Source organism: Streptomyces sp. NRRL S-920 (assembly GCF_000717945.1).
GTDB classification, from domain to species: Bacteria; Actinomycetota; Actinomycetes; order Streptomycetales; family Streptomycetaceae; genus Streptomyces; species Streptomyces alboniger.
This window is the reverse complement of record NZ_JODF01000085.1, coordinates 1-23,535: the sequence shown is the minus strand read 5'-3', so window position 1 is coordinate 23,535 and position 23,535 is coordinate 1. Positions and strand designations below refer to the sequence as shown.

Here is a 23,535-nt window from a genome sequence, read left to right as displayed (position 1 = left end):
CGCTGGCGCTCGGCTTCGGCTTGCCGCTCACGACCGAGCCGTCCGCCCGGCGAAGCGGCGGGAACTCCTCGGACTCGCTCGCGGTCGGCTCCGGGCTCTCGGCCTTCGGCGCGTTCTCGGCGACGCACTCCTTCACGGAGCCGTCCCGGTAGCGCTCGGTCCGCAGGCCGCACGCCTTCGCCCAGTCGTCGCCGTTGACCGCGCTCTGGTAGGTCCGGGCGACCTGCACGGCGGCCGCCGCGGTGTCGGAGGCGCCACCCCCACCGGACCCGCCCTTCTCCCCTTCGTCCTGGGATGAGCACCCGGCGGCGAGAACGGTGACGGCCGCCGCGGCGGCGATGGTTACGGCGCGCTTCATACCCCTACCCCCTGCGGTTCCTTGGTCAGGTCGGCCCCGCCGTTGTCGACCTTCGGTGTCGTGCTCAGCAGTTCCAGCAGTTCTTCCGACGGGACGTCGAACTGGACGGTGGCGGACTGGAATCGCCGGTCGCGCATGATCGCGTGGCCGTGGCGAATCTCCTGGTCAAAGCCCACGCCGATCGCCTGGATCAGCGCCCGGGTGTGCTCACCCGTGGGCAGGTCGAGCAGGGCCGCGAGGGCGTCCTGTTGCTCGGAGGTCGTGAGCTGGAAACCGAACATGGTGGTGATCTGCTCGATGAGGCCGGTCAGCTTCGCCAGCGACTCCGGGTCCTGGGTGTCGATGACCAGGGCGGTTTGAAGCGCCCTGCCGACCCTTGCGATGTACTGGAGGAAGCTGCTTCCCTCGCGGGTCGCCGTCAGTACGTGCACCTCGGGGACCGCGATGGCCTTGCGCAGGCCGCGCAGGTCCTTGCGGCCGGCCATCGAGATGCCGAACGCGAGCATGGAGTGGACCAGGGCGACGCTGAGCCGCTGGTGCACGGACCAGTCCTCGCGGTCGTCGTCCGGGGCAGGCAGCGAGATCCCGGGGATCTGCACCACCCAGATGCCCGGCTCGGACCGCATGAACATGTTGTCGCCGGTCGGCCTGCCCATGAACGGGGCACCGAGTCCCGTCTGCGCGAGCTCGTACAGGGCCTGCCCGGTCTCCCTGGCCAGCTCGTCGGTGGACTCGCGCAGGTACTCGATGACCTTCCACACCCGCGGTTCCCCGGCGGCGATCACTTCGTTGACGGCCGACTGGATCGGCGTCTCGGCGCCGCGCATCCGCAGGTGCTGGGGAAGGGCGATGCCCAGCTGTGCGGGGACCTCGGTCTGGGCCCGCTCGGCGCTCTCACCGGTCAGCAGGGTGAACAGGTCTGCGACGCCCGCGTACTGGGCGCCGGTCTCGACCAGGTGCGCGTTGAGGCCGTAGCGGCGGCCGGCCGCGACCAAACCACCCATGTCGCCCTTGAAGTCGAGCGCCAAGACGAAGCTGCCGCGGAACGCCGCATCCAACAGGCTCATCATCATCGCGGTCGTCTTGCCGCGTCCGCTTCGGCCGATGAACGCCGTGGTGGTCGCGTCACCGCGCGCGGAGCCGCCGGTCAGGTCGTTGCGGACCAGGCCGGGGGTGGAGCCGGTGAGGTAGCCGATCACCGGGCCGGTGTCGTCACCGACGGAGGCCCCGCCCCAGAACCAGCTTCCGGCGAGGGCGCCCACGGTACGGATGTGGGAGAGGTCGGGAACGCGCACCTTGTCGCCCGGCAGCGTCTCCAGCCAGAGTTCCTTCTGCTCCTCGGTGCCGATGGACACCTCGATACCGAGGCCGCCGTAGTGGGTGGTGACCGCGTCGATCTTCGACCGCAGGTCCTCCAGGGAGACATCGCTGGAGACGACCAGACGGGGGTGGTCCTCCAACAGGGTGACGTCCTCGCGCTTCATGTCGCGCGCGAGCTGGGCCATGGTCTCTTCGGTCTCGATGATGTCGGCGGCGGGTGTGCCGGCGGAGTGCTGGGCGGCGGAGTCGCCCTGCTCCTTGGCCAGCTTCCGCGTCTCCTCGGTCAACTTCAGCGCGTCGCGCCGGTGCAGGACCTTGAAGCGCACGGACGGCTCGGGGTTGACGGGGAGGATCTGAACATCGGGGTCGACGCCGTCCTCGTCGTACTCAGGTACATACGTGATCTCGCTGACCGTCCGCAGCCACTCCCCCGGTCCCGGGGATTCCATCTCTTCGGGGAAGGAGTCCATCGTCAGGACGCTGGTCCAGGCGGCGACTTCGCCCTGGGCGTCCATCACGCGCACGTGGTCCGGGTACGGGACGACGCGGCCGCGGGTGAGTGCGGCCAGCTTCGCCCCGGAGATCACGCCTGCGGAGTTCGGCGTCGGCAGACTCGTGGCCCGGTGCTGTTCGCGCGCGATCATCCAGGCCAGGACCTCGACCGGAGCGGGCTTGGCCCTCCACGGGGTCGTCTCCAACTGGCGTCCGAGCCGGCGCGCGAGCGCGTCGAGCCGGGCCAGCTCACGCTGCGGGATGCCGGTCTTCCTGATGCCGAAGGCATCCTGCACGCCGCTGCGGCTGCGGGCCTGTGTCTGTCCCGAACGCTCCTGGATGCGGACACCCAGCAGTAGCTGACGCTGGGAGAGGGCAAGGTCATCGAGCCGTTCCACCCGGGCGTCCGCCCACGCGGCGAAGTCTCCGGCGGTGAACAGCTCCTCGGCCTCGACGCGGTAGTCCGCCGCGTTCAGCGGGCTCCAGAGTATCCGCAGGTGGCAGTCGTGCCCGGCGAGCGTGCGGGCGAGCGCACTGGATGCCTGGTCGTGTTCGGCGTCCCGCGCCGTCTCCGACATCAGGTCCGTGTTGCTGCTGGACAGGACGTACCACGCCTCCGCGTGGGTCTCCGTCACCGTGAGCCCGTCCGCAAGGGCCAGGTATCGCGGCGGCGGCGCCGACCGGTCCCCCGCGACTCCGAGGAACTTTCCGACTGCCTTCGTGATCTTCATCCCCGTACCCCTCTTTACTGCGGCTTGCCGCCGGTGCGCTTGCGGGCGCGGTACACCGCGTCCGGCCCGTACATCCGGGTCTTGGAGTCGAACGGGACGGCCCGGCCGGCGGTGGGCCGGGGCGCGTCCTTGCCGAGCGCGCTCTCGAAGACGCCCATGCCGGGCAGCTCGACAAACGCCTCGGCACGCTCACCGAGCCGGGCACGCAGCGGCATCCACTCGTGCCTCTCGGCCGCGCGGCGCCCGCCGTTGATCACGGGCCGGTGTCCCAGCGTCAGGTACCGGACCCACAGCGCCCATTGCGTGAGGTTCCACCTGCGCTCGTTCCTCCGGCTGCGCTGGGCCCCGTAGTACGTGATGACCGCCGGGGGCGCGAAGTACAGCGTGAACGTCAGCTGGCTGGGCAGCCCGAACAGCATCAGGAGAGAACCGGTCCACAGGACGTAAACGACTACGCCCGTGACCAGCATCCGGCGGGAAGGGCCTTCGCCCAGGTCCATGCCGAAGATTTCGTGCTGGCGAGTTTCAAGATCGAAGTGGCGTGTGTACGTGTGTCCGACCCTGCTCACGCGCCCGCGACCTTGTTGAAGATCTCCACGAACATGGTCTTCGTGGTGTCGGTGGCGAAGACGAACCCGGCCACCAGGATGCCGGTGATGACGTGGCCGATCAGCTCACCCCACTCGCGCTTGGCGTAGTGGCCGATCGCTCGGACCACCAGGATGATCAGGAAGATGTTTCCCGCGATCAGGAAGACCCACGTCTTCAGGTCTGCGCCGCTGGTCAGCGCCAGCGTCACCGTGTCGGCAGACATGCCTCGTATCCCCTCGTTTGGTTCCTTCAGGTGGAGTTAGACGGTTCCGCCGTGGACCTCGGCGACCTGCCACCGCTCGGCGGCGGCCGAGGCCACCCGGGTCAGCTCGACCCGGTAGGTCTGCTCCAGCTCGGCGGCGCCGATCGTCCACCGCACGACGGCGGTTCCGGTGCGGTCGCTGCCCTTGCCCTGGTCGACGTTCCAGCTCTGGATGCCCTGGAGCGTGATCCCGTCGGGCAGTGGCGGAACGCTCGCGCCCGGGGCGGTCACGCTGTCTGCCTCACCCTTGGCGTACTCGGTGAAGAACGTTTCCACGGTGCTCTGGGTCTGGGCGGAGAGCTCGACGTCGCTGTCGACGGCGTTCTGGTCGGTGACTGTCGGGCCGGAGGCAGGAACGCCGACGATGCCCGGCTCGCCGGTGACGACGATGCGGCCTGCGGTGTTCAGGACTGGGACCTCCAGCCCCATCCACTTCCGTTGGGCGGGCGCCGGGTCCTTCTTCTTGTCCTTGGCCGGTTCACCGGGGACGTTGACCAGCACGGTCACGTGCACCCGGGCGCGCTTGTCGCCGAGCTCCGTCACCGCGCCCGGCTGGGCGAGGAGTACGGTCTGCTGCCCCTTCGAGTTCCAACCCGCGGTGGTGTCGGTGCCTTTGGGCATGTCCCGCGCCAGGGCCTTGGCCCGCTGGTCGGGGTCGGCCTCGTCCCAGGTCAGGTACGAGTACGCGAATCGCGCGGCGACCAGTTGGGCGTCCTGCACCGGGTAGGTGGGCCCTTGCTTGACCGTCGGCGCCGGGGCCGGCGCGGGCTGGCTGGGCCAGAACCAGGACCTGACTCCGGTGATCACGGCCAGGCCGACGACCACCCACAGCACGATCCGGCCGGTGACGACCAGCGCCCTCGTGCCGGTCTTCTCTTCCTGAAGCACCCAGGGGGTGGCAGGCGTCCGTGTTTGCTTGGGTTCGGTCGCAACCTGAGTCGGGCTGTGCCCGTTGCGCTCGGCCTGGACACGCTTCCCCGCGGCTACCCAGTGTGCGGCGCCGGCTGACGGTGTGGTCTGCTGCTGGGGCGGTTCCGTTTCGGGAGCTGGTGCTTCCTTGCTCCGGGGCTCCGGGAGGTTGAGAACCTTCCACACGACCGTTTTGAGCGCACTCATCCCCAGACGACCTTCCCCGCGATAGGCCCGAACTGATCTGGACAGTACGCGGATCGGCCACAGTGCGTCAAAAAATTTCGTATGGGTCGCGGTAGAGTGCGGCGCCATGCGCACGGGGGCAGACGGATGGCGTCTGCGGGGATGGCTTGTCGCTGAGTTGCGGCAGGCCCGTGGAATCTCCCAGAAGGTATTGGCAACAGCGGTCGGGTGCTCTCGTAGCGCCGTCGCCATGTGGGAGTCGAAGAATCAGCGGCCCAGTCCACGGCATCTGCTGCGGCTGGCCAGAAGCCTCGACGTCTCCCCCCTTGATCTGGTCGAACTCCTCGACGCTGACTGGACGTTGAGGATACTCCGACGGTTCCTGGGGTTCACGCAGGCACAGGTGGCGCAAGCGCTGAAAGTCGCCGTCAGCACGTATTGCGATGTCGAGACGGGGCGCCAGGGTCTACCCGACAGATGGGTGCCAATACTTGGAGCTCTCTTCAATACCGACGAACACACCGTCAGGAATAGCGCCCCATTAAAAAAGGCGAAGAAGAGATAACCCTTTGTCGACAAACCCACAGAATGAGTTACAGCCCGAGGGAACGTTTAATCACGTATGTATTCCTTGATCCGAAAAGTGCGATTTAGTGATCAATGAGGCATGTTCCGCTTCCTCGGCGCCTGCGCCCGACCGCGTCCGGGGCCCGGCTCGTAGACGGCAGGGACAAGGACCTTGGCATGTGACAAGAGCACAACTAAGCCCCGGTGAGCGGCAGTTGGGCGCTCATCCGGGGCTTTGCGGTCGTGCAGTGAGGGTTATCCGGGGCCGATCTGGCGGAGCCACTGCCCCATCTGTTCGGCGGAGGGCCGCGCGGCCGGCGGTCGCATGAGGGCGTACTGCAGAACCTCTTCGAGCTGCGGCCAGTGCGTGATGTGCCCGTGCGGCAGCCGGTTACGCAGCAGCAGCCCGCGGAGCACTGCCGCCGTGAACCGTGCCGGGTCGACCCCGGCCGCGGCGTAGTCGCGGTGCCATGTGCCTGTCGCGGCCCACCACAGTCCGGCCGCGACGGCGTACACCTCGTCCGAGGGCTCGGTGACCACCGGACGCTCTCCCGCCTCGATGCGGTGCATCAGTTCGGGTGACATCAGGTGCACCAGTCCGCCGAGGAAGGTGTGCGACGGTGCCAGCACCGGGCCCGACGCCCATGTGCAGTCGATGAAGCGGACCGCGCCGGACGTGTGGACGGTGTGGTGTGGCTGGAGGTCACCGTGCACCCATCCGGCCGCGTGCAGGGCTCCGACGGCCTGGCACACGTCGACCGCTGCGGCGAGGGCCGAGGACCGGTCGTCGTCGTGCTGCTGGCGTACGCTCTCGAACCGGGTCCAGGTGGAGGCGCCTTCGAGCCACGGCGTGATGAGCCACGCCGAACCTGTCCCCCGGCCCGCCTTCGCCCGCCCTCCGTACGACAGGCCGGGCACCAGGGAGTGCGTCTGCTGGAGCACGGCGGTTTCGCGGGCGACGGTGGCGGCCCCCTCGCCGGTGCCGACCTTCACGGCCCACAGCCCGCGCGGTCCGGACACCTGCCAGACGGCCGCGCCTCTGCGGTCCGTCACCTGCTCCCAGTGCGCGGGTTCTCCCGCCAGCGCCTCCGCATCGGCCCGGCCGATCAGCGGTGGCTGCGCGACACGTTGCCCCGGCAGACTGACGGACTTCGTCCCCTCAACGTCCAGCACGGAAAGGCCCTCTCTCTACGGTCCGCGACGGTCGCGGTCAGGTCGTCGGTGACGGGACGGCGGAGGGACCGGTGCCCACCGGCTGGGCGGTGCGGCACCGGTGCGACGCCGGTCCGCCTCAGAGCAGGTTCTGAGCGGCCACGGCTGCGGTCACGGTCCACATGGCGCCCAGGTAGGTGCACAGGCAGCGGACCAGCACCGGGTGGTCGCGGTACATGTGCTTCAGCGCGGCGAAGCCCGTCCTGCCGTGCGACTGCGCTCGGAAGCCGAAGAACGAGACGGTCACCGCGGACACTTGCACGGCACGGCCCTCGACCTGCTCCTGGTCCTGGTCCAGAAGCATGTCCATGAGGGTGCGGGGCTCGAAGTCCTGCCGCGGCGGGCGTTTCGCGCGGATGCGACGCAGGTACGGGAAGTCAGGCATGGCGGTTCGCTCTCTCGGTTGTTTCGGTGGATGGCACCGCGGGCGCTGTGCCCGCCGGCGCTGACCGTCCGACGACCCGGGCGCGAGGCGCCGGGCCGCCGGACGGGGTCTAGGCCGCGACGCTCGGCGTCGCGAGTTCGGCCAGGTCCACGGGGGTGCAGCCGTGCAGAGTCACGACGTCGCGGGCTGCGAGAGTCCACCGGAACGCGGGGTCCTCGAACGCGACGTCGGTGAGGCCGTTCTTGCTCTTCGTCGGGACCGGCCGAAGGGTTCGCGGGTCGTAGACGATCCCGGAGACTCCCCACGGCTCTGTCCGCTCGACCAAGGCGGCGGTATGCCCCTTGACCAGGTGCGGGCACGCTTCGGCGGCTTCGACGGCGCACGGCAGGCACACGGGAGGGGTGTCCGTCACATCACCGTCGCGAATCGGTCGACCGTCAACCGCGCGTCCGATGAACAGGTGCTTCCCGCCCCAGCGGCTGAACTCGTCGTTGTCGAACGTGGAGGTCGCACAGACCATGCAGAGCATGTGCGACATGGCTTGACGCTGACGCAGGGGGTGGATGTCCGCCAGACGGGGCCTTCCCCTCCCCCGCACCAGTGGGTACCGCACCCAGAGGGCGCCGTCCCTCCGGTCCGCGCCGCTGACCTCGTCGGCGTAGCCGATTCCCTCCGCGCCATCCGGACCGACCCGCTTGATCAGCCTGGTCGGCAGCGGATTCTCCTCGCTCCACGGCGCCACGAAGGGGACGTGGAGCCCCCGCCAGTGGAACTGAGTCACGGTCATGCCGCTGCCCCCGCGAACTCGGGCCGGTGCGGCGCGATGACCTGACCGTCGGGCAGCAGGCTCCCGGTGTCGTCGAAGACGATGGTCCCGTTACACAGCAGGGCCCAGCCCAGCAGGTAGTCCCGGCCGACCACCCTGGCGTGCTCACGGTCCGACTCGTGCACTGCCGGGCAGGGAGGGTTGTGCGGACACATAGCGCTTCGTCCTCTCGGTGGTCCGTGTTGGTGAAGGCGTCCGCTGGACGCACTGGTTCACGCGACCTGCTTGATCGCTCGCGTGGCGGTGAGCCGTTCCAGGAGGTCGTTCGCGACGGTGCCCACCAGCCGCAGGTGGAGAACGCGGTCCCGGAAGTGATCTGGCAGGTCGACGGCCTGAAGGCTGGCGGCCCGCTCTGCGAGCCGCAGTACCTCGGCGTCCCTGCTCTCCGCCGCAATAGCGATGGCGGCCAGTCGCTCCAGGTCGTCACGCAGGTGACCGTGAATCTCCTCGACCTCGTCCTCCTCGGGAGGTTGTGGGTCGAGCGCGTCACCGATGTCGTCCAGGATCTCGGGGAGCGTGCGCATCCTTCGCAAGGCCGCTGCCATCCGAGCCAGCTTCTCGGCGCTGACCGAGGGAGCGTGAACCGCGTACGTCGACTGCATCAGCAGCTCCCTATCGCGTAGGCGTGCCGCCCCCGGCGCGGGATACGGGGGGTTGGCCCTGCCAGGGGCGGCACGGGGGGCGCCGATAAGGCGCCCGGGGTCCGCGCCGGACGGCGGGCTCGCCAGTCCGGCGCGGTGGCTGTGGTGTTCGGTGCGCGCTCCGCGAGAGCGCGGCCGGCCGGAGACTCGGTCATCGGACATCGCCCGTCGCCTCGATCGCGGCCCAGACCCTGAGCCCCGGCCCCGCTTCCGTGGCGCCCCACCGGCTGGACAACCGGCGCACCAGGTCGAGCCCGCGGCCGTGCTCGTCCCACAGGTCGGCGGTCTCCTCCGAGATCGCGCGGAGCGGTCTGGCGGGCCGGGGACCGCTGTCACGAACGGCCACCTCGACTTCGCCGTCACGCCGCAGCAGTTCGAGCTGAATGCTGGATGACGTGGTGTGCCGCACCGCGTTGGTCGTGATCTCGGACGCCAGCAGGACGGCCGTGTCGACGGTGTTCTCCGGCATCCGCCAGGAACACAGGGCCTCCCGGACGTGATGACGGGCGCGGGCCGGGGCCTGGTCGTCGCCGTCGAAGGCGTACTGGTGCGGCTCGGGCTGGACGTTCGGCTGCGTGGCACCGTCGGCCCCAACCTCGCGTGCCGGTGTCTCCGCCGAACGATTCGGCATCTCATGCGTCACAGCACACCTCCGTCGGCGGGGACCGACGCGACGCGACGACGGTAGGCGGGCACTGCGAGCCGAACGGCGGTTCGCAGCTCGACGGCGGCCAGCAACTCGTCTTCGGTGTCCGGCCGTTGCACCCACCAGGTCGGGCAGTCGTACGGCCCGTACAGCGGGTGGGGGATGGTCAGCCAGGACTCACGGGGGAGGGTCCAGATGTCCTCAGCCCAGACTCCGCCCTGGTCCGGCTCGATGAAGAGGTAGAGGCGACGGTTCCAGCGATCTGCCAGCGCCGGGGGGCAGTAGCCCTTCAGCGTCCGGCACACTCCGAGCACGTCGAGCCCGACGGCGTACGGCATCGCAACTGCGTCCCATGCCCGGCCCGCCGGAAGCTGCCCGGTCCACTTCGGGTGCTCGGCCCACTCGACGGCCAACCGGTCGGGGCTGGGGTGGGCCGCGAGGAACCAGCCCGTGGCGGCGTCCGTGACGGCGGCCGTCATGACTCGCCCCCGGCAGCCGCCAAGCACTTCTCGTGGGCCTTGACGTCCCACCAGAGCGTGTCGCCGCTCGGGCTGACCGTGCACGCGCGGCCGGCGTAACGGAGCTCTCCGTCCGGCATTCGGCAGCACAGACAGGAAGCCCCCTGAAGCACGCGTAAGACGGCCCCGCTCACTTCGGGGACCTCGAACCGGCGGCAGATCGCCGTCTCGTCGGCGGGACCGCGTTCACCATCTGGGATCGGTGCTGCCGCCTGCGGAACTGTCTCGTTCTTCATCGGGGGCTTCCCTCCCGGCTCGGCGAGTCGCTGCGCTCCACGCGTCCACGCGCCGCGACCGGCTGGACGTGATCACCAGCCGTAATGAGCCCGTCACCCTAGAATGGCCCCAGAAGATTCTCTGTGCAACTTCAATGGGAAGATTCACCGAAGTTTCTGACGGTCGGAGGGTCACAGTGGACGGACCGATTACTCCTGGGCCCCGCCGTGCGGCAGGATGGAGCCGTGTACGCAGGCGGAGACTGAGGGGAGGTGCCGGTATGGCGAGAGCACAAGGACCCATGGTCAAGCGACGCCAGATCGGGCGTGAGCTTCAAGCGCTCCGTGAAACTTCTGGACTGACGATCGAAGAGGCGGGCGCCGCAATCGGCCGGTCGGACTCAACGATCAGCCGCATCGAGAACGGCAAGCGCGACGTCCAGCTGATCGAGCTGAAGGGACTCCTGGAGGCGTACGACGCCCCGGCCGAAACCCGCGAGCACCTGCTGACCATGCACAGCGCCTCGCCAGAAGCGTCGTGGTGGACGAACTTCGAGCTGCCGCCGAACCTGGACACGTACATCGCCCTCGAAGCCGAGGCCGCCGCGCTGCGGGTGTTCGCCCTCGCCTCGGTTCACAGCCTCCTCCGCACCGAGGATTACGCGCGGGCGGTTCTGCGCGGCACAAGCCCGTCGGCGCCGGCGGACGAGATCGAGACCCTGGTTAAGTTCCACATGCAGCGGCAACAGGTACTCACCCGCGAGTCGCCTTTGGACCTGGTCGTGATCCTTGACGAAGCGTGCCTGTGGCGCCAGATCGGCGGGATCGACTGCCAACGCGAGCAGCTGAAGCACCTCATCGACCAGGCCGAGCAGGTCCCGAACATCACGGTTCAGGTACTCCCCTACAGCAAGGGCGCCCACACGGCTCTTACCGGCGCATTCACCATCCTCGACTTTCCCGACCCCACGGAGCCCGCAGTGGTCTACGTGGACAGCCCCGGCGGGAACTTGTACCTCCAGAAGGCCAAGGACACCCGGCGGTTTGACCAGTCCCACAGTCGACTGCGCGGCATGGCGCTCGATGAAGCCGAGTCGGCGCGGTTCATGAAGACCGTGCTGAAGGAGATGAAATGACCACGAACCCTGACCTCAGCAACGCCCAGTGGCGGAAGGCGTCTCTCTCCGAAAGCGCCCAGGGGTGCGTTGAGGTCGCCTTCCTCGCCAACGGCCAGGTCGCCGTGCGCGACAGCAAGGACGTGTCCAAGCCCGCCCACCTCTACCCCAAGTCGACGTGGACCGCCTTCCTGGATCACCTGCGCGGTCTGGTGCCGGCGGAGGCGTCCCGGATCTCGATCGCCATCACCTCGGACTCGGCAGTGCTCAGCGATCGGGAGGCGACCGCCGGGGCACCGCACGTCTACACCCACCGCGAGTGGCTGTTCTTCCTCGACGGCGTACTGAAGCGGGAACCCCAGCTCGTCGGCGCGTGACATCACGAACGGGCCCGGCAGACCATGTCTGCCGGGCCCGTTCCGTTTGTGCTGTGAATCCGATCAGCTCATGAGGTGGAAGTCGCATGAGCGGGCCAGGACGGCGAGCACAGCCAGCACGACCAGCCCGTACAGGACCTGGCGGCCGGTGATCGGCTGACCGCCGCTCTGCTCGGGCCCGTCCTCGCCGTCGGGGATGCCCCCGAAGTGGGCCTGGTGGCGGTGGGCTTCGCGTGCAGCCGTCTCCCCCTCCGGGCCGATCGGGAAGCGGGTGCGGCAGGCGCCGCACTTCCAGTACGCCACGGGGACGTTCTCCTCTCGCGGGCCGCCCACGGGCGGGCGGCTGCTGATGCGGGAATCGAGCCTAGAACCTGCGCGGGACGGCAGGTAGCCCGCCTACCGAATCGGTAGGCGGGCAGTAGGCGGCGGGTAGTTATTGCAGGTCAGAGGGCTGACCTACTGGTAGTAGGCGGACCAGGTTCGACCCCTGGGCCGGCAGGGGAGTGAAGCCCTGGGGAAGGTCCGCGGAGTGCACACCGGGCCGGTTACGGGTGGCCCCGTCCTTGTCCGATGCGGGGGCCTTCACGCCGTCCCGGACGGGGATCTGGTGGGCCGCCAGGAGGGCCCTCACCCGGCCGATCTCGGACCGCATGTCACCCCCCTCGGGGAGGCTTCCCAGGGCCAGTTCACGAAGGTGCACGGCGGTGCCATTCCCCCGGGTCCGGATGCTCTCGCGCACCCACGCGTAGACCCTGATTCGCTCCGCTGCGGCAGCCTCTTCGGGGGACGGTTCCGCCACTTCCCCACCGGACGGATCGGGTTCCGCTTCCCCACTCCCCTGGTCCTCTTCGCGATCTTCAAGGGGGTCCGCCTCCGCGACTCCCCCGTCCGCGTCCTCTTCGCGATCTTCCCTTTCGTGATCTTCGTGGGCCCCGGCGACCGCTCCGACGATCCAGGCGATCACCACGAAGATGATCACGAAACCGCCCGCTCCTCGCATCAGGTCCACCGGGTGGTCGACCACCCAGTTCCCTACCGCCGCCGCCAGCTTCCCCACCGCCGGGACCGCCGTGTTGACCAGGAACATGACCCCCATGCCGACTAGGACCACACCGCCGATGATGAGGTCACCGGTGCTGGTCCCGGACTTCGCAGGCGCCTTCTTGCCCCCCGTCGACTTCTTCGCCGGAGACTTCCCGCCGCGCCGCTTCGGCTTCACGGAGCGCTCGGCGTCGCCAGCGGCCGCCGCCTTGGGGGTCGACTTCGCCCCCTTCCTTCGTACCCGGCCGATGACCAGCACCCAGCCCCGGCGTGTCAGGGTCCAGGTCGCGCGGAGGATGATCACCGACCCCGCCCGTACGGTGACCAGGCCGGCGCGGTCGAACGCGTGATACGCCGACAGGTCCGGCCGGGTCACGGCACGGCCGGGCACCCGGGGGGCGTCCGCCTGGCTCTCCAGGGACTCGATGATCTGGCCCCACCACGCCCGAGGGCGTGACGGCTGCTCCGCCGTCACGCCCTCGTCGTCCAGCAGCTCGACGTCGCCCGCCCCGCCCTTGTCCTCGTCGCCCGGGTCGGACTTGACCAGGTCCACAGCCATCAGGCGACCACCGTTCCGGTCAAGTTGCTGATCAGGTGCGTGATCGTGTCGAAGATGCCACCAGCCGCCGTGAACATGCTGGGCAGCATCAGGGCGAACAGGCCGTTGCGGAACTTCGACGGCTTCAGGCCGTACAGCAGGATGCACATCAGGATGGCGACGGCACCGGCGCCGAAGTTGCCCGCGGACCCGAAGCTGGTCTGAATCGCTTGGGACAGGCCGCCGCTCATGTCTCCGACGAAGCTGAAGGTCTCCCCGGCCTGGGCATAGAGCTGGCCGGTGATGAACGCGGCCGCGATCACGCCCTCGTGGGACAACTTGATCTTCCACTTGCCCTGCGCGCCGACGATCAGGAACGCGGTCATCACGACGGCGCCGCCGGTGAACCCGATCGCTCCAAAAATCTGGCCCATGTCTGTGATCTGCCTTCTCAGTTAGTTCGTGCCGTACAAGAGGGATGCGACGGTGGCCGTGGCGGCTGGGATGTGGGCGGCCCAGACGACGCCCTTCCAGGGCCACTTCTCGCCGTAGCGGCCGACCCAGCCACGGACCATCCGGTAAGCGATCTGGAGCCCCAGCGCGACGCCGCCGCCGACGACCCAGGCGGGCCTGGCCATCTGCAGCGCCGTGATCAGGCCCAGCGAAGAGACGAAGACGACGCCGCCCAACCTCGACCGCATGGCCAGGCCCAGGACTCCCAGGCCCAGGGCGCAACCGGCCACGGGTGTGGCGTACTGGTCGGCCTGGACCATCAGGCCCGTGACCCAGTCGTCCAGGTGCAGACCCCAGCCCACGGCGTACGCGGTGCCGGCGAAAACGACCTGGCGGCCCCGGGGGTTGTTGATCAGGCCGCCGCCGTCCGCGGTGCCAGCGACGACCGGACCGGCCTTCCTGACCGCGGCGGCGAACCGGCCGCCCGTCGTCGTGGGCGGTGCCGGAGCCTCGTCGGGGTCCGTCTCGTCGGCGTCGTCGTCCTGGGTGCCCTGGTCCTTCTTCCACCAGGTCCTGGCCTTCTTCGGCTCGGGCGCCTCGTCCTCGTCCTCGGCGTCCTCGTCGTTGGCGTCGTCCTCCTTGACGACCGGCTGGGCCGGATCGGCAGCGGGCGCGGTGTTCGGCGTGGGCGGCGCGGGGGCCGGTGCTGGCGTGTTGCCGGTGAAGGTGTCCAGGTCTGCCGTGTCGGCCTTGTAGACGTCGTTCCACCAGTCCTTCGCCGGTGAGGCCGGGGCGGGTGCCCGGACCGGGGCGGGCGGCTGGGCGGGGGCGGGCGCGACCACGGCCGGCGCCGGGTCGGCGTCGGCCACGTCCAAGTCCAGGTCGACGTCCGGCATGGTCGCCGCAGCGTCGGGCTCCGGGTCCGGCTCGGCGGCTGGTGCCGGGATCGTGGGCGCGGTCGACGTCGCCAGGACATCGTCCAGGTCCGCGAGGAAGTCACTCACGTCGCGGACACCTGCCTCGGGGACCTGTGTCCCCGAGTCGGTGTTTGCCGTCATCGGGCCAGCCACCCCCATTCGCGGACGGCCGCGATCATCAGCCGCCGGATGCGGATCTCGTCAGGGTCGAGTCGCCCCGTGGACTCGATCGGGGCGGTCGGCGTGTTCGCCCGCTCGAACCCGGGAGGGAGGTCCAGGGAGAGCGGCGAGCGCGCGTGCTTCGGGGTCGCGCGGGGGCCGGGAACGTGAGAAGTCACGGCAGCCACAGGGCCGTTCGGCCTCTGGTGAGCGCGCATCGCGCGCTGGTTCACCGTCACAGCTGGCTCCAGATGATGAGGACCGCCAGGGCGGAACCGATGGTCAGGGCGTCCTTCGCGATACGGACGGCTCGGGTCTGCGGCCGGCTGAGGTGAGTCGCGGCCAGCACGATCAGCACGCCGCCGAGCAGGAGGTCGAGCACGGGAGTCCTTCAGGAGTGCGCAACACCGAGGGCGACGGCGAATGCCGCGACCAGGGCGGTGCTGCAGGCGAGGGCCTGCCGTCCGTGGGGCCGGGCGCCGAGTGCGGCGGCTGCCCCTGCGGCGGAGGCCGGGAACATGAGGGTGAGAACTAGGTGCAGCGCGTACATGGCGCCCTCCCGCCGTGGGCGGCCGGAACCCGTCCGGCCGCCCACGGGCTCGCGGTCGGCTACTGGGGGGCGGTCCGGTCACCCTGAGGGGTGCCGGGGACCGGCTTCGCGGGCTCGGGGAACCAGCCGCCGCGGCTGGCCTGGTACGTCGGGCCGCTCGCCCGCTGCTCGGGCGTCAGGCTCTCTCGCAGCTCGTCCTGAGAGATCGTCTTGCGAAATGGCATGATGAAGGTCCGTTCCGTGATTCGGGATGGGACCGGGACGGCCGTCTGCTGTGGAAGGTGGGAGGCCGTCCCGGAGCTTTCGGCCCCGGCTGCGCTCAGGCGTCAGTGCGGGGCCGTTGTCATGTAACGAAGCACCGCAGCAAGCGCGTTGGCGTCCTGCGGTACCTCCAGTAAACGCCAACCTCCACGGGAGGTCAACCAAGTTCCACGGGAGATTTAGAAATCTCCTCGGGAGATTGAGTGATCTGCTGCGGAGCCTTACTCTCAGCTCATGACACAGCACCCGTCCGCCACCCCAGAGTTCCGTCACGTCGCTCAGCGACTGCGGGACGCCGTGACGGGCGGCACGTACGAACCCGGCTCCCGGCTCCCGGCCGCCGCCGAACTGGCCGAGCACCTGGGGTGCTCCCGCTCCGCTGTAGAGCGGGCCGTCCGGGTCGCGGCCGCCGAGGGCCTGGTGACCACGCGCAAGGGGTCAGGGGCCTACGTCTCTCGCCTGCTGAAGCGGATCACCCGGCGGACGGACGGCCTGCTCCGCTCCGGCCCCGACGGTGAAGCGGACGGCTCAGGCGACGCGCTCGAAGCGGAGCTGCGCGCGCTCGGACTCGTCGCCCGCCACTTCCCCGACGTCCGCACCGAGCGGGCCCCGCAGGACCTGGCCGCTCTGCTCGGACTGAAGCGGCACGGGCAGGTCCTTGTCCGCGAGACACGGACGTTCGCCGTGGCGGCCGGCTCCGCGCCCGCCGATCCCGGCACCCCCGTCCAGCTCGCGTTCACGTACCTGCCGCTCGACATCGCGCGGCACACCGACCTGGAGCGCCCAGACCTCGGCCCCCGGGGCGTCCCGGGCCTTCTCACCGAGCTCGGGCACCGGCCCACGGACTTCTCCGAAACCGTCGAAGTCCGCCCGCCACATGAGCACGAAACGACCGCCCTGGAGATCGACGCGGACAACAGGGTCATCCATCTGACCCGCACCGCCGCCACCGCCGATCGGACCGTGGCGGTCACCGTCAGCGTGCTCCCCGCACACCTGTGGTCGCTCTCCTATCAGTGGTCCACCGCCACCTGACGCCCCGCTCCCCGACCGGGCGGGCCGACGCGTCCGGCGCCCAGTAGCCCGGTAGATGTGCAGGTCAGAGGCCACCTACCGGCAACTACCTACCGCCTACCTACCGCGCCTACCGGCGCCCTCGCCCCTCGACCCGGGACCGGCCTCGCGGCCGCTGGACGCCGTCCGGGACACTGTCGGCCTCCCCGGCCAGGCGGGTGCCAGCAGGGCCGCAGAGCGGCGCTCAGGGCCCCTCTGCGGCACCCACCGAGAAGGTCGTCGGGCAGCAGAACGGGGGCTGACCGGACCCCCTTTCCAGGTCCGGCCAGCCCCCGTTCGCGTCTTGATCAGATCCGCGCCAGGGCCCCCTTCGGTTCGAGCGCGTCCAGGTCCGCGATCGGGCGCCCGAAGGTGTCCAGCAGCTTGCCCTTGCCCTTGTCCTTGGCGGCCTTGGCGGGCGCCTTCTTCTCCGCCGCGGCCTGCTGGGCGGCCTCCCAGCGCTCCATCGCTTCCTGCATGTAGGTGCGGGCCGTCCCCTGCGACGTCAGCCCCAGTTCAGCCTGCACCTGGTACGCGACATCGGTACGGGTCCGGGGCGTCACCGCCGGACCGAGCAGACGGGGTTCGCCCTGCTCGCACAGCTCGTGCACCCGCTGGATGAAGCGCTGCTTCAGCGAGCCCTTGGCCAGCGGCGCCGACGGCTTCGACGCCTCCCTCGGCTTCGGCGTCCGCGGCTGCTCCGCCGCCGTCTCGGCCGGCGCGGTCTGCTCCGGAGCCGCCTGCTTCGCATCGAGCTGAACCTGAAGCTGCTCCGCCTGCTCCTGCGAAGCAGCGATCTTGCGCTCCGCCTCGGCGCGTGCTGCTTCGATCTCGCGCTCCGCCTCGGCCTGCTTCGCTTCGATCTTGCGCTCCGCCTCGGCCCGCTCCGCCGCCAGCCGCTCAGCCGCTTCGCGCTCGACCCGCTCGGTCGCTTCCCGCTTCGCCCGCTCTGCTTCGGTGCGAAGCTGCTCGGCCTGCTCACGAAGCTGCCGCTCCGCTTCCCCGCGAAGCCGCTCCAGCTCCCTGCTCCACCGATCCCGCTCGGCGCGGACCTGCTCGGCGCTCTGCTGCTCGAAGCGCTCTGCCTGCTCCTGAAGCTGCTGCTTCGCCTCGTCACGAAGCTGCTCGATCTGGTCGTGCCACCGCTTCGCTTCCCGCTCGGCCCGCTGCTCGGTGGTCTCCCGCTCCGCTCGGCGGTCCTCCGCTTCACGCGCCGCACTCTGCTCGACGGCTTCACGGACAAGCCGAACCTGCTCGGCCGCTTCCCGCTTCGCCTGCTCTGCTTCGGTGCGAAGCTGCTCGGCCTGCTCGCGAAGCTGCCCGGCCAGTTCCTCGAAGCGCTCGCGCTCCTGCTGCTGCTCCGCCTGGAGCCGGGTGCGCTCCTCCCGCTCCGCCTCCAGTGCGGCCAGCGCCTCGTCCCGCTCCTGCTTGGCGGCCCGCTCCGCTGCACGCAGCTCGTCCTGAACCTCGGCCTTCTGCTCCTCCAGCTTCTGCGTGACCTTCTGCTGCAGCGCGGGCAGCGAGACCACGGTGTTCACCACGGCATCGACGTCCGCGTAGTCGAGCCGCCCCAGTCGCCCGGCCTGCATGTGGCCCATGGTCCGCCGGACCACAGCAAGGGCCTGGTCCACGTTGACCGGCGCGTCCGCGCGGTCCAGCGCGACCGCCGCGTCCTCGGTCCGCCGGTCCACCGCCCGGTCGGCCAGCGACTTCCGCCAGCCAAATCGGAACGTACGGTCGGCACGCTTCTGGGCGCGGGCCAGCACGATGACCGCGCGGGCAGCGCGCTGGGCCAGCAGCCGGCGGGAGGTCTCGCTGGTCGTGGACGTCGTGTCCAGGCCCAGCCACGCGAATGCGGCGATCCAGATCCGGCGCCACAGCAGGACGAACAGGCGAAGGGGGCCCGGCCGGACGCCGTCCTCCTCCTCGGCCTTCGCCAGCTCCGCGATCCGCAGGTCAAGGCCGTGTTCCAGCAGCTTGACCGACACCACCGGCACACCGGCCAGGGCCACCTTTGCCCACAGGCCGCCGCCCTCCGGGGCGTGCACCCAGTTCGCCGCCGCGGAGAGGGCCACCAGGCCCCACGCCATCCGGCGGGACCGGATCATGCCCTCGGTCCACCGCGGCACATCCTGGGCAGCCAGCGACCGCGCCAGCCCCAGCATGAGGCCGATCTCCGCGCCGTCGAAGATCGCGATGAAGAAGATCCGCAGCAGCAGCGGCAGCCCGGCGGTGTCCTCCGCGAACCCGTACAGGCCGTACATGCTGACGGACATGCCGCAGATGCCGACGATGGTCCGCCAGCGGTCGTCAATCATGGCCATGACCCGGGCGCGGGCCTCGCTGTCGTCGTCGCGGCGAGCCTTCTCGACCGCCCGCGTCGCTGCCCGGCCGGCCAGGCGGACGACCAGGATCAGCAGGGCCAGGCTCGCCACGCCCGCGAGCACTCCGCCGAGAGCGACCGTCCACGGGGGCACCCCCAGGGACTCCGCCACGGCATGGATGCGGGGAAGCACGTTCACGCCCCCACCTCCGGCAGCAGAGCACCGGAAGGTGCACGTCCACCCCATTCTGGGGTGATACTGAAGTACGACATCGGAGCCTCGTCTCTGGTGTGAGACCCCGGGATGCCCGCCTCCACAAGCTGAGGCACCCCGGGGTTTCGCTTTTGCGTCACAAGAACCACTCTCGCAACGTCCCTAATTATGCCTTATTTTGGAGTCCTTGTCAAGCCCTTGATCACTCCGGCACCTTTTCCTTCTTGCCGGGGAGAAAGGCGTTCAGGACTGGGGCGATCCAGGTGGCTCGGGCCTCGAACCCGTACTTGGCTGTCAGGGTGTCCAAGACCTGCAACTGGGCGTACGTCGGGGCGATTTGGATCTGCACGGGCCCCGCACCCAGGTACCGGACTGCTCGGGGGTCCTCGGGAAAGAGCTCGTTCCCGGCCGCGACCGAGACCTTGGACTCCTGGATGATCTGCGGGGTGGTCGAGTTCTTCGCTGCCACGGCCTCCAACACCGCCGACGTGTTCGTACGGCCACGTGCTGCCCGTACGTACCGCTCGAACCGGCGGTGAAGGGCGGGCGAGACGTACAGCGTCGTGCGGTGCTTGGTCTTGGCAAGGGCCGCTTCCGTCTCCCCCTCCTCAGCCTCGCCTTCCTCGGCCTCGACCTCCTCAGCCTCGACCGCTGCGGGTGGGTCTGCAGGCGCCTGCGGCGGCGGGGTGTCACCACTGGGGGCGGCCGGCGGCGGTGTCTCCTTGACGTCTTCAGGGCTCTTCGGGGGCGGCGGAGCGCTACCGGTAGGGCTCTGCGGGGGCGGAGCACTTCCTGTTCCGCGGTTGGGGACCAGACCGCCGAGGCCCTGTGCGCGGTTGGGTACGGTGTTCGCCGTCGGCCGGGCGAAGATGGACCCGAGGTTTTCCTCCGGGGTGGTCACGGCCAGACACCTTCCTGGATCATCTCGTTCTGCACCGTCGCCGCCCGGGTGAAGAGTTCTCGCGCCACCACGGCGAAGTCCTCGCTCACCGACGCCGACGTCTTCGACACGACCTGGCTCGCGTCCGCCAGGCCGGCGCGGATCTTCCAGAACTCCGGGTTCTCGGAGGCAGCGGCCTCCAGCTCGTACACCAGCTTGCCGCGGTCGCGGGCGGCCACTGCCACCGCTTCTGCGAAGCGAATGACGTTGTCGAAGATGGGGGCTGCTCCGCCCAGGGTCGCTTCCACGTCGTCGCGAACCGTCTTGCGAATGGCCGTGGCGTTGGCTCCCGTGGCGAAGAGGATGGCGCCCAGAAGAGTCACGTACGGGTTGTACTGCCGCATCGCTGCGTAGTCCGTGGCAAGGGCCTTGAGCCCCTTCTTGCGGCTGGACTTGTCGCTCTTGACCGGCACGACCACCCACCGCGCGGCGCCCAGCGCCAGCTGCATCATGTGCTCGTTCTCGGGCGGGGAGTCGATCAGGATCAGGTCGTACTCCTTGGCCACTGGCTGAAGGATGCGGGCCAGAGTAAGGACGGCCGCAGCTCGTTCCTGATCGTTGATCGGGGAGCCGATGATGCCCGGCACTCGACGCAGCAGCTTGCCTCCCGGGACTACGTCCAGGTTCGGCCGGACGTTACGGATGGGCTTGACCGCTTCCTGAAGCGTGATGGCGGTCAGCAGGCCCTTTCCTTCGTCGTCCAGCTCGGTTTCGGCGTAACCAAGTTCCTCTGCCACGTTGCCCTGTACGTTCAGGTCAACGATCAGCACGCGAAGGCCATCAGCCGCCGCGAGACCGCCGATGTTGCACGTGCACGTCGTCTTTCCGACGCCCCCCTTGCCGTTGCCGAAGCAATAGACATGGCCCAGCTCAGACCAGTTCACCAGCGATGCCGAGTAGGCAGCGATGTCTAGTGGTGTCGCCACTGTTACCTCCCTCTCCTGTTCTGATGGCAGCCTCGCCCGGCCGCACGCGTGGCTACATGGTGGCATGGAGGCTGTACTGACAACCGTCTTTCCCACTGTCTGCTCCGCGTGGTAGCCCGCCTACAACACAACTGGCCACCTCGCTGAGGGAGCAGCAGGGCGGCCAGTTGGGTTGCCGAGGGGCTAGCACTTGTACTGAAAAGCGGGGAGGGAAGCGACTATGACGGCGGGGAAAGAAGCAGTGTCTGACCTGGGCATACACGCTTGCCAGTGCACTGCGTAGGGTAATGGCACACGTAATGGCAAACTCACTGTGAGCTGCACTTGCCCGCTCGATGGCGTGCCCGCTGTGCTGCCTGCTTGCCAGCAATCACCGCAGTACGACGTCCACGACACCGGCAACCAGATGTCCCTGCCTGGCGGCCTTCGCGTACGCCATCAGCGGGGGAGTGACGGCGTGCAGGAGAGTGTGTTCGAGACGTCCCATCATGAGGGTGACTTCACCTGCCTGCTCGGCGAGCGCCCTCCAGCCCGGCGGGACGTACATGTCGCCGTCCGTCAGCCAGGCATGGGCACTTGAGCTCACCTGTACGTTCGTCTCCGGCCCGATGAGCGCTCGCCACCCAGGGCTTCGCGGTGACGGTTTCCCCAGCGCATGGATCTGATGAAGGCCGTCCCCGAGCAAACTGCGAATCACGGGATCGTAGGGCGGCTCACCGCCCTCCGTGACGGTGACCTCCTCCTCGTAGGCGATCAGGAGGACCGGCCTGGTGCCGGTCGGTGAGGGCAACCCCAGCACCCGGGGGACCAGTTCGGTCTCCCCTGTGAGGGCCAGGTCTCCGGGACCGTAGTCCCGTACCTGTGAGTTCGCACAGCGATGGTGCGCGACCCCCAGGTGGGACAGGCCGGGACTGCGACGTAGCACAACCACGGCCGGCTCCGTCCTCGCGTCGCCTGCGGTCCTGCACTCCACGCACTCGAACACCGTGACGCGGCTCTGGAAGTCCGCGGCCTGGTTCAGGCCCACTTGGTCGATGACGTCGGAGGCGATGGTGACGCTGGTGGTCATCTGGTCAGTCCTCCGGGTTCTGCCGTGCACTGCTGACGATGTGGGACCAGGTCCCGGCAGCTCCACCGTGCTCGCGGGCGAGCTCGCCAGCGAGCTTGGCGACGGGCATGTCGGGGTTCGCCTTCAGCGCCTTCCGGGCCTTCTCCAGCCGCTCGTCCCCGTCGTAGGGGTAACGGCGCGTAGTCCCGGCCGTGCCGGCAGGGCGACCGCCACCACTCCGCTCGCGGAGCTCCCCGTACTTCCAGATGTCCCCGCGGCGGTAGTAGCGCTTCACGCGGCCGCTGTCGGTCTTCTCCTCCCTGATGGGGTCGGGCCAGTGATTCGGCTTCCTGGTGGGGTACTTCGTGATGCTCGTGGGCTCCATCTTCAGCACCCGTGCGGCCTGCGAGAGCGTGATCTCGTCCTCGGCGTTGCCGCTCCGGTCGATCTCCGTCCGCCACTCCTGTCCGGCCTGGTAGCCCTTGTACCAGCGGTCCCATGCCTTGGAGTTCCAGTACATGGTGTTCCCGACCGTCTTCTCCGGCTCGGGATGGCCGTTGGTCTCCCGTTCCCGGTAGAACAGTTCGAGCGTGCTGCGGCCCAGGCCCGTGCGTTCCTGCAGTTCCGCGCGGCTCTCCAGCCCCGCGGTGCCGGTGAGGTCCTTGTACCAGCGGCGCCAGTCGGCGTCATACCAGGCCAGTTCCCGGCCGGCGGCGTCCGGGACCGGCTCGGGGTGCCCGTTCGTCTCCCGCTCCCGGTACAGCTTCTCCAGGTACGTGAGGCTCAGGTCGTGCTTGTCCGCGAGCTCCCTGCGGGTCGATACCCGACGCCCGTTCAGGATGGCCATGAGGGAGTCCTCCGTTGTATTTCCGTCTCGCGACGGGGCTTCAGTCGTCATTGCCCGCCCCCTGGTCACGGTGGTGCTGGTCGTGGCCGGCGGCGCGGGGCAGAAGTACCACGCCGGACTCCGTCAGGCCGTGCTCGACCTCCGGCTCCTCGTCCGCGTCCTCGGCGCCCTGGTCCTGGTCGACCTCGTGCTTCCAGTTCATGACGCCGGACTCGATCGGCCTGGTGATCGTGTCGATGTCCTGGCTCTGGATGGTCGCCGCCCAGTCCTGGGCGCCGTGGGCCGTCTCGTCCGCAAGCTGGATGAACCAGCCACCGTCACGGGGGAGGGGGCCGTCCTCGATGCGGTAGAGCAGACCGTGGTCGGCACCGGCCGTGTTCCCGGCGTGCAGGGTGATCAGGTCGTCAAGCGCGGGGGCCGTGTTCAGCTCCGCGTCGTTTACCATCATGCGTAGATGCCTTCCTGGTATATGGGCTTTGTTGAAGGGCCTGGGGCCAGGGGGCTTCAGGGCGGTCAGCACTACTGCCATTGGGCTGACCGTCCGCCCCACTTCCTCCCGCGTCTCCGCGGAAGAGCCGAGCATCGAACCTCTCGGCTTCACTAATCGTGCCTTACTCGGTTACTGCGTGTCCAGTCGTTCGGCGGACCCGGTCCGATCGAGCGACCGCACTGCACCGGCAAACCGCTCTTAGCCTGCCGGAATCCCTAATTATGCCCGCTCCGGTTGAGGGCTACAAGCCACAAACCCCCAGCTCATGGGCTTGCCGAGACGGTTGAGTCGACGTTCGTTCGACTTCTCTTCATACCTACAGGACCGCCTCCGGCGGGGGCCCTTACTCCCAAGGGGGCGGGGGCTCCGTCACCGTGTGCGGGCCGTGGGTGGCTGGGGTGTGGGGGTGGCCGGGGTCTCCCCT

Annotated in this window: 28 protein-coding genes and 1 pseudogene; 4 read left to right on the top strand and 25 right to left on the bottom strand. The window is 69.2% G+C overall.

Features of this window, described 5'->3' with window-relative positions; genetic code table 11:
• The 5 genes and pseudogenes from IG54_RS0134700 to IG54_RS0134680 all read right to left on the bottom strand — a co-directional run.
• Positions 1–358 (bottom strand): annotated as a pseudogene (locus IG54_RS0134700) (hypothetical protein); the annotation flags it as partial.
• Positions 355–2,901 (bottom strand): ATP-binding protein, encoded by a 2,547-nt coding sequence (locus IG54_RS0134695; protein ID WP_030794225.1) that lies wholly within the window; start codon positions 2,899–2,901, stop codon positions 355–357. The gene IG54_RS0134695 and the pseudogene IG54_RS0134700, both read right to left, overlap by 4 nt.
• A 14-nt stretch (positions 2,902–2,915) precedes the next feature.
• Positions 2,916–3,470 (bottom strand): hypothetical protein, encoded by a 555-nt coding sequence (locus IG54_RS38640; protein WP_037898304.1) that lies wholly within the window; start codon positions 3,468–3,470, stop codon positions 2,916–2,918.
• Positions 3,467–3,715: a hypothetical protein gene (locus tag IG54_RS38635; protein ID WP_037898302.1), complete on the bottom strand. Its 249-nt coding sequence runs from the start codon at positions 3,713–3,715 to the stop codon at positions 3,467–3,469. The genes IG54_RS38640 and IG54_RS38635 overlap by 4 nt, the downstream gene beginning before the upstream one ends.
• A gap of 36 nt (positions 3,716–3,751) precedes the next feature.
• On the bottom strand, positions 3,752–4,642 hold the full coding sequence (locus IG54_RS0134680) for a conjugal transfer protein (RefSeq protein ID WP_051820355.1): 891 nt from the start codon (positions 4,640–4,642) through the stop codon (positions 3,752–3,754).
• A 334-nt stretch (positions 4,643–4,976) separates the two neighbouring features.
• Between IG54_RS0134680 and IG54_RS40940 the strand changes: the two genes are divergently transcribed.
• On the top strand, positions 4,977–5,414 hold the full coding sequence (locus IG54_RS40940; RefSeq protein ID WP_158708987.1) for a helix-turn-helix transcriptional regulator: 438 nt from the start codon (positions 4,977–4,979) through the stop codon (positions 5,412–5,414).
• A gap of 257 nt (positions 5,415–5,671) precedes the next feature.
• On the opposite strand, the gene IG54_RS0134675 is transcribed toward IG54_RS40940, so the two are convergent.
• The 7 genes from IG54_RS0134675 to IG54_RS0134645 form a co-directional block, all read right to left on the bottom strand.
• A complete protein-coding gene (locus IG54_RS0134675) occupies positions 5,672–6,589 on the bottom strand; it encodes a lipopolysaccharide kinase InaA family protein (RefSeq protein WP_051820353.1) in 918 nt (305 codons plus the stop codon).
• Positions 6,590–6,707: 118 nt separating this feature from the next.
• Positions 6,708–7,013, bottom strand: coding sequence for a hypothetical protein (locus IG54_RS0134670; protein WP_030794210.1), 306 nt, complete (start codon positions 7,011–7,013; stop codon positions 6,708–6,710).
• A 109-nt stretch (positions 7,014–7,122) separates the two neighbouring features.
• Positions 7,123–7,800: a hypothetical protein gene (locus tag IG54_RS0134665; protein WP_030794207.1), complete on the bottom strand. Its 678-nt coding sequence runs from the start codon at positions 7,798–7,800 to the stop codon at positions 7,123–7,125.
• The gene (locus IG54_RS0134660; protein WP_030794205.1) at positions 7,797–7,994 is read right to left on the bottom strand and encodes a DUF5999 family protein; all 198 of its coding nucleotides are present in this window, start codon (positions 7,992–7,994) and stop codon (positions 7,797–7,799) included. The genes IG54_RS0134665 and IG54_RS0134660 overlap by 4 nt, the downstream gene beginning before the upstream one ends.
• A gap of 57 nt (positions 7,995–8,051) precedes the next feature.
• Positions 8,052–8,441 carry a DUF6415 family natural product biosynthesis protein gene (locus tag IG54_RS0134655; protein WP_030794201.1) on the bottom strand — a complete coding sequence of 130 codons (390 nt, stop codon included), beginning with the start codon at positions 8,439–8,441 and terminating at the stop codon, positions 8,052–8,054.
• A 190-nt stretch (positions 8,442–8,631) separates the two neighbouring features.
• Positions 8,632–9,123, bottom strand: a complete 492-nt coding sequence (locus tag IG54_RS0134650) for an ATP-binding protein (RefSeq protein WP_234336459.1) — start codon at positions 9,121–9,123, stop codon at positions 8,632–8,634.
• Positions 9,120–9,605: a hypothetical protein gene (locus IG54_RS0134645; protein ID WP_030794196.1), complete on the bottom strand. Its 486-nt coding sequence runs from the start codon at positions 9,603–9,605 to the stop codon at positions 9,120–9,122. The genes IG54_RS0134650 and IG54_RS0134645 overlap by 4 nt, the downstream gene beginning before the upstream one ends.
• Positions 9,606–10,161: 556 nt before the next feature.
• Between IG54_RS0134645 and IG54_RS0134635 the strand changes: the two genes are divergently transcribed.
• Positions 10,162–10,995 carry a helix-turn-helix domain-containing protein gene (locus tag IG54_RS0134635; protein WP_051820351.1) on the top strand — a complete coding sequence of 278 codons (834 nt, stop codon included), beginning with the start codon at positions 10,162–10,164 and terminating at the stop codon, positions 10,993–10,995.
• Positions 10,992–11,351 carry a DUF397 domain-containing protein gene (locus tag IG54_RS39755; protein ID WP_063756302.1) on the top strand — a complete coding sequence of 120 codons (360 nt, stop codon included), beginning with the start codon at positions 10,992–10,994 and terminating at the stop codon, positions 11,349–11,351. Before IG54_RS0134635 ends, IG54_RS39755 begins: the two co-directional genes overlap by 4 nt.
• 63 nt (positions 11,352–11,414) lie before the next feature.
• Here IG54_RS39755 and IG54_RS0134625 read toward each other — a convergent pair whose 3' ends face one another.
• From IG54_RS0134625 to IG54_RS42315, 7 genes are all read right to left on the bottom strand, one after another.
• On the bottom strand, positions 11,415–11,654 hold the full coding sequence (locus IG54_RS0134625) for a hypothetical protein (protein ID WP_030794184.1): 240 nt from the start codon (positions 11,652–11,654) through the stop codon (positions 11,415–11,417).
• Between the two features lie 130 nt (positions 11,655–11,784).
• The gene (locus IG54_RS0134620; RefSeq protein ID WP_030794181.1) at positions 11,785–12,951 is read right to left on the bottom strand and encodes a hypothetical protein; all 1,167 of its coding nucleotides are present in this window, start codon (positions 12,949–12,951) and stop codon (positions 11,785–11,787) included.
• Positions 12,951–13,364, bottom strand: coding sequence for a hypothetical protein (locus tag IG54_RS0134615; RefSeq protein WP_030794178.1), 414 nt, complete (start codon positions 13,362–13,364; stop codon positions 12,951–12,953). The genes IG54_RS0134620 and IG54_RS0134615 overlap by 1 nt, the downstream gene beginning before the upstream one ends.
• 21 nt (positions 13,365–13,385) lie before the next feature.
• Positions 13,386–14,441 carry a hypothetical protein gene (locus tag IG54_RS0134610; protein ID WP_030794175.1) on the bottom strand — a complete coding sequence of 352 codons (1,056 nt, stop codon included), beginning with the start codon at positions 14,439–14,441 and terminating at the stop codon, positions 13,386–13,388.
• Complete coding sequence (locus tag IG54_RS0134605) at positions 14,438–14,638, bottom strand: hypothetical protein (protein WP_158708986.1); 201 nt, start codon at positions 14,636–14,638, stop codon at positions 14,438–14,440. Before IG54_RS0134605 ends, IG54_RS0134610 begins: the two co-directional genes overlap by 4 nt.
• A gap of 56 nt (positions 14,639–14,694) precedes the next feature.
• The gene (locus IG54_RS42320) at positions 14,695–14,841 is read right to left on the bottom strand and encodes a hypothetical protein (RefSeq protein ID WP_158708985.1); all 147 of its coding nucleotides are present in this window, start codon (positions 14,839–14,841) and stop codon (positions 14,695–14,697) included.
• A 227-nt stretch (positions 14,842–15,068) separates the two neighbouring features.
• Entirely contained in the window at positions 15,069–15,233 is a 165-nt protein-coding gene (locus tag IG54_RS42315) for a hypothetical protein (RefSeq protein ID WP_158708984.1), read from the bottom strand.
• Between the two features lie 271 nt (positions 15,234–15,504).
• Here IG54_RS42315 and IG54_RS0134585 point away from each other — a divergent pair, with 271 nt between their 5' ends.
• Complete coding sequence (locus IG54_RS0134585; RefSeq protein WP_030794168.1) at positions 15,505–16,305, top strand: GntR family transcriptional regulator; 801 nt, start codon at positions 15,505–15,507, stop codon at positions 16,303–16,305.
• A 326-nt stretch (positions 16,306–16,631) separates the two neighbouring features.
• Here the strand turns inward: IG54_RS0134585 and IG54_RS39520 are convergent, their stop codons facing one another.
• From IG54_RS39520 to IG54_RS0134555, 6 genes are all read right to left on the bottom strand, one after another.
• The gene (locus IG54_RS39520) at positions 16,632–18,845 is read right to left on the bottom strand and encodes a hypothetical protein (RefSeq protein WP_051820347.1); all 2,214 of its coding nucleotides are present in this window, start codon (positions 18,843–18,845) and stop codon (positions 16,632–16,634) included.
• Positions 18,846–19,062: 217 nt separating this feature from the next.
• Positions 19,063–19,761 (bottom strand): hypothetical protein, encoded by a 699-nt coding sequence (locus IG54_RS39515; RefSeq protein WP_051820344.1) that lies wholly within the window; start codon positions 19,759–19,761, stop codon positions 19,063–19,065.
• Entirely contained in the window at positions 19,758–20,726 is a 969-nt protein-coding gene (locus IG54_RS0134570; RefSeq protein WP_158708983.1) for a ParA family protein, read from the bottom strand. Before IG54_RS0134570 ends, IG54_RS39515 begins: the two co-directional genes overlap by 4 nt.
• 370 nt (positions 20,727–21,096) lie before the next feature.
• A complete protein-coding gene (locus IG54_RS0134565; RefSeq protein WP_030794159.1) occupies positions 21,097–21,795 on the bottom strand; it encodes a hypothetical protein in 699 nt (232 codons plus the stop codon).
• A gap of 4 nt (positions 21,796–21,799) precedes the next feature.
• A complete protein-coding gene (locus IG54_RS0134560) occupies positions 21,800–22,621 on the bottom strand; it encodes a hypothetical protein (RefSeq protein ID WP_051820341.1) in 822 nt (273 codons plus the stop codon).
• 40 nt (positions 22,622–22,661) lie between these two features.
• Positions 22,662–23,069 carry a DUF6211 family protein gene (locus IG54_RS0134555; RefSeq protein ID WP_030794155.1) on the bottom strand — a complete coding sequence of 136 codons (408 nt, stop codon included), beginning with the start codon at positions 23,067–23,069 and terminating at the stop codon, positions 22,662–22,664.
• Positions 23,070–23,535 lie beyond the last annotated feature (466 nt).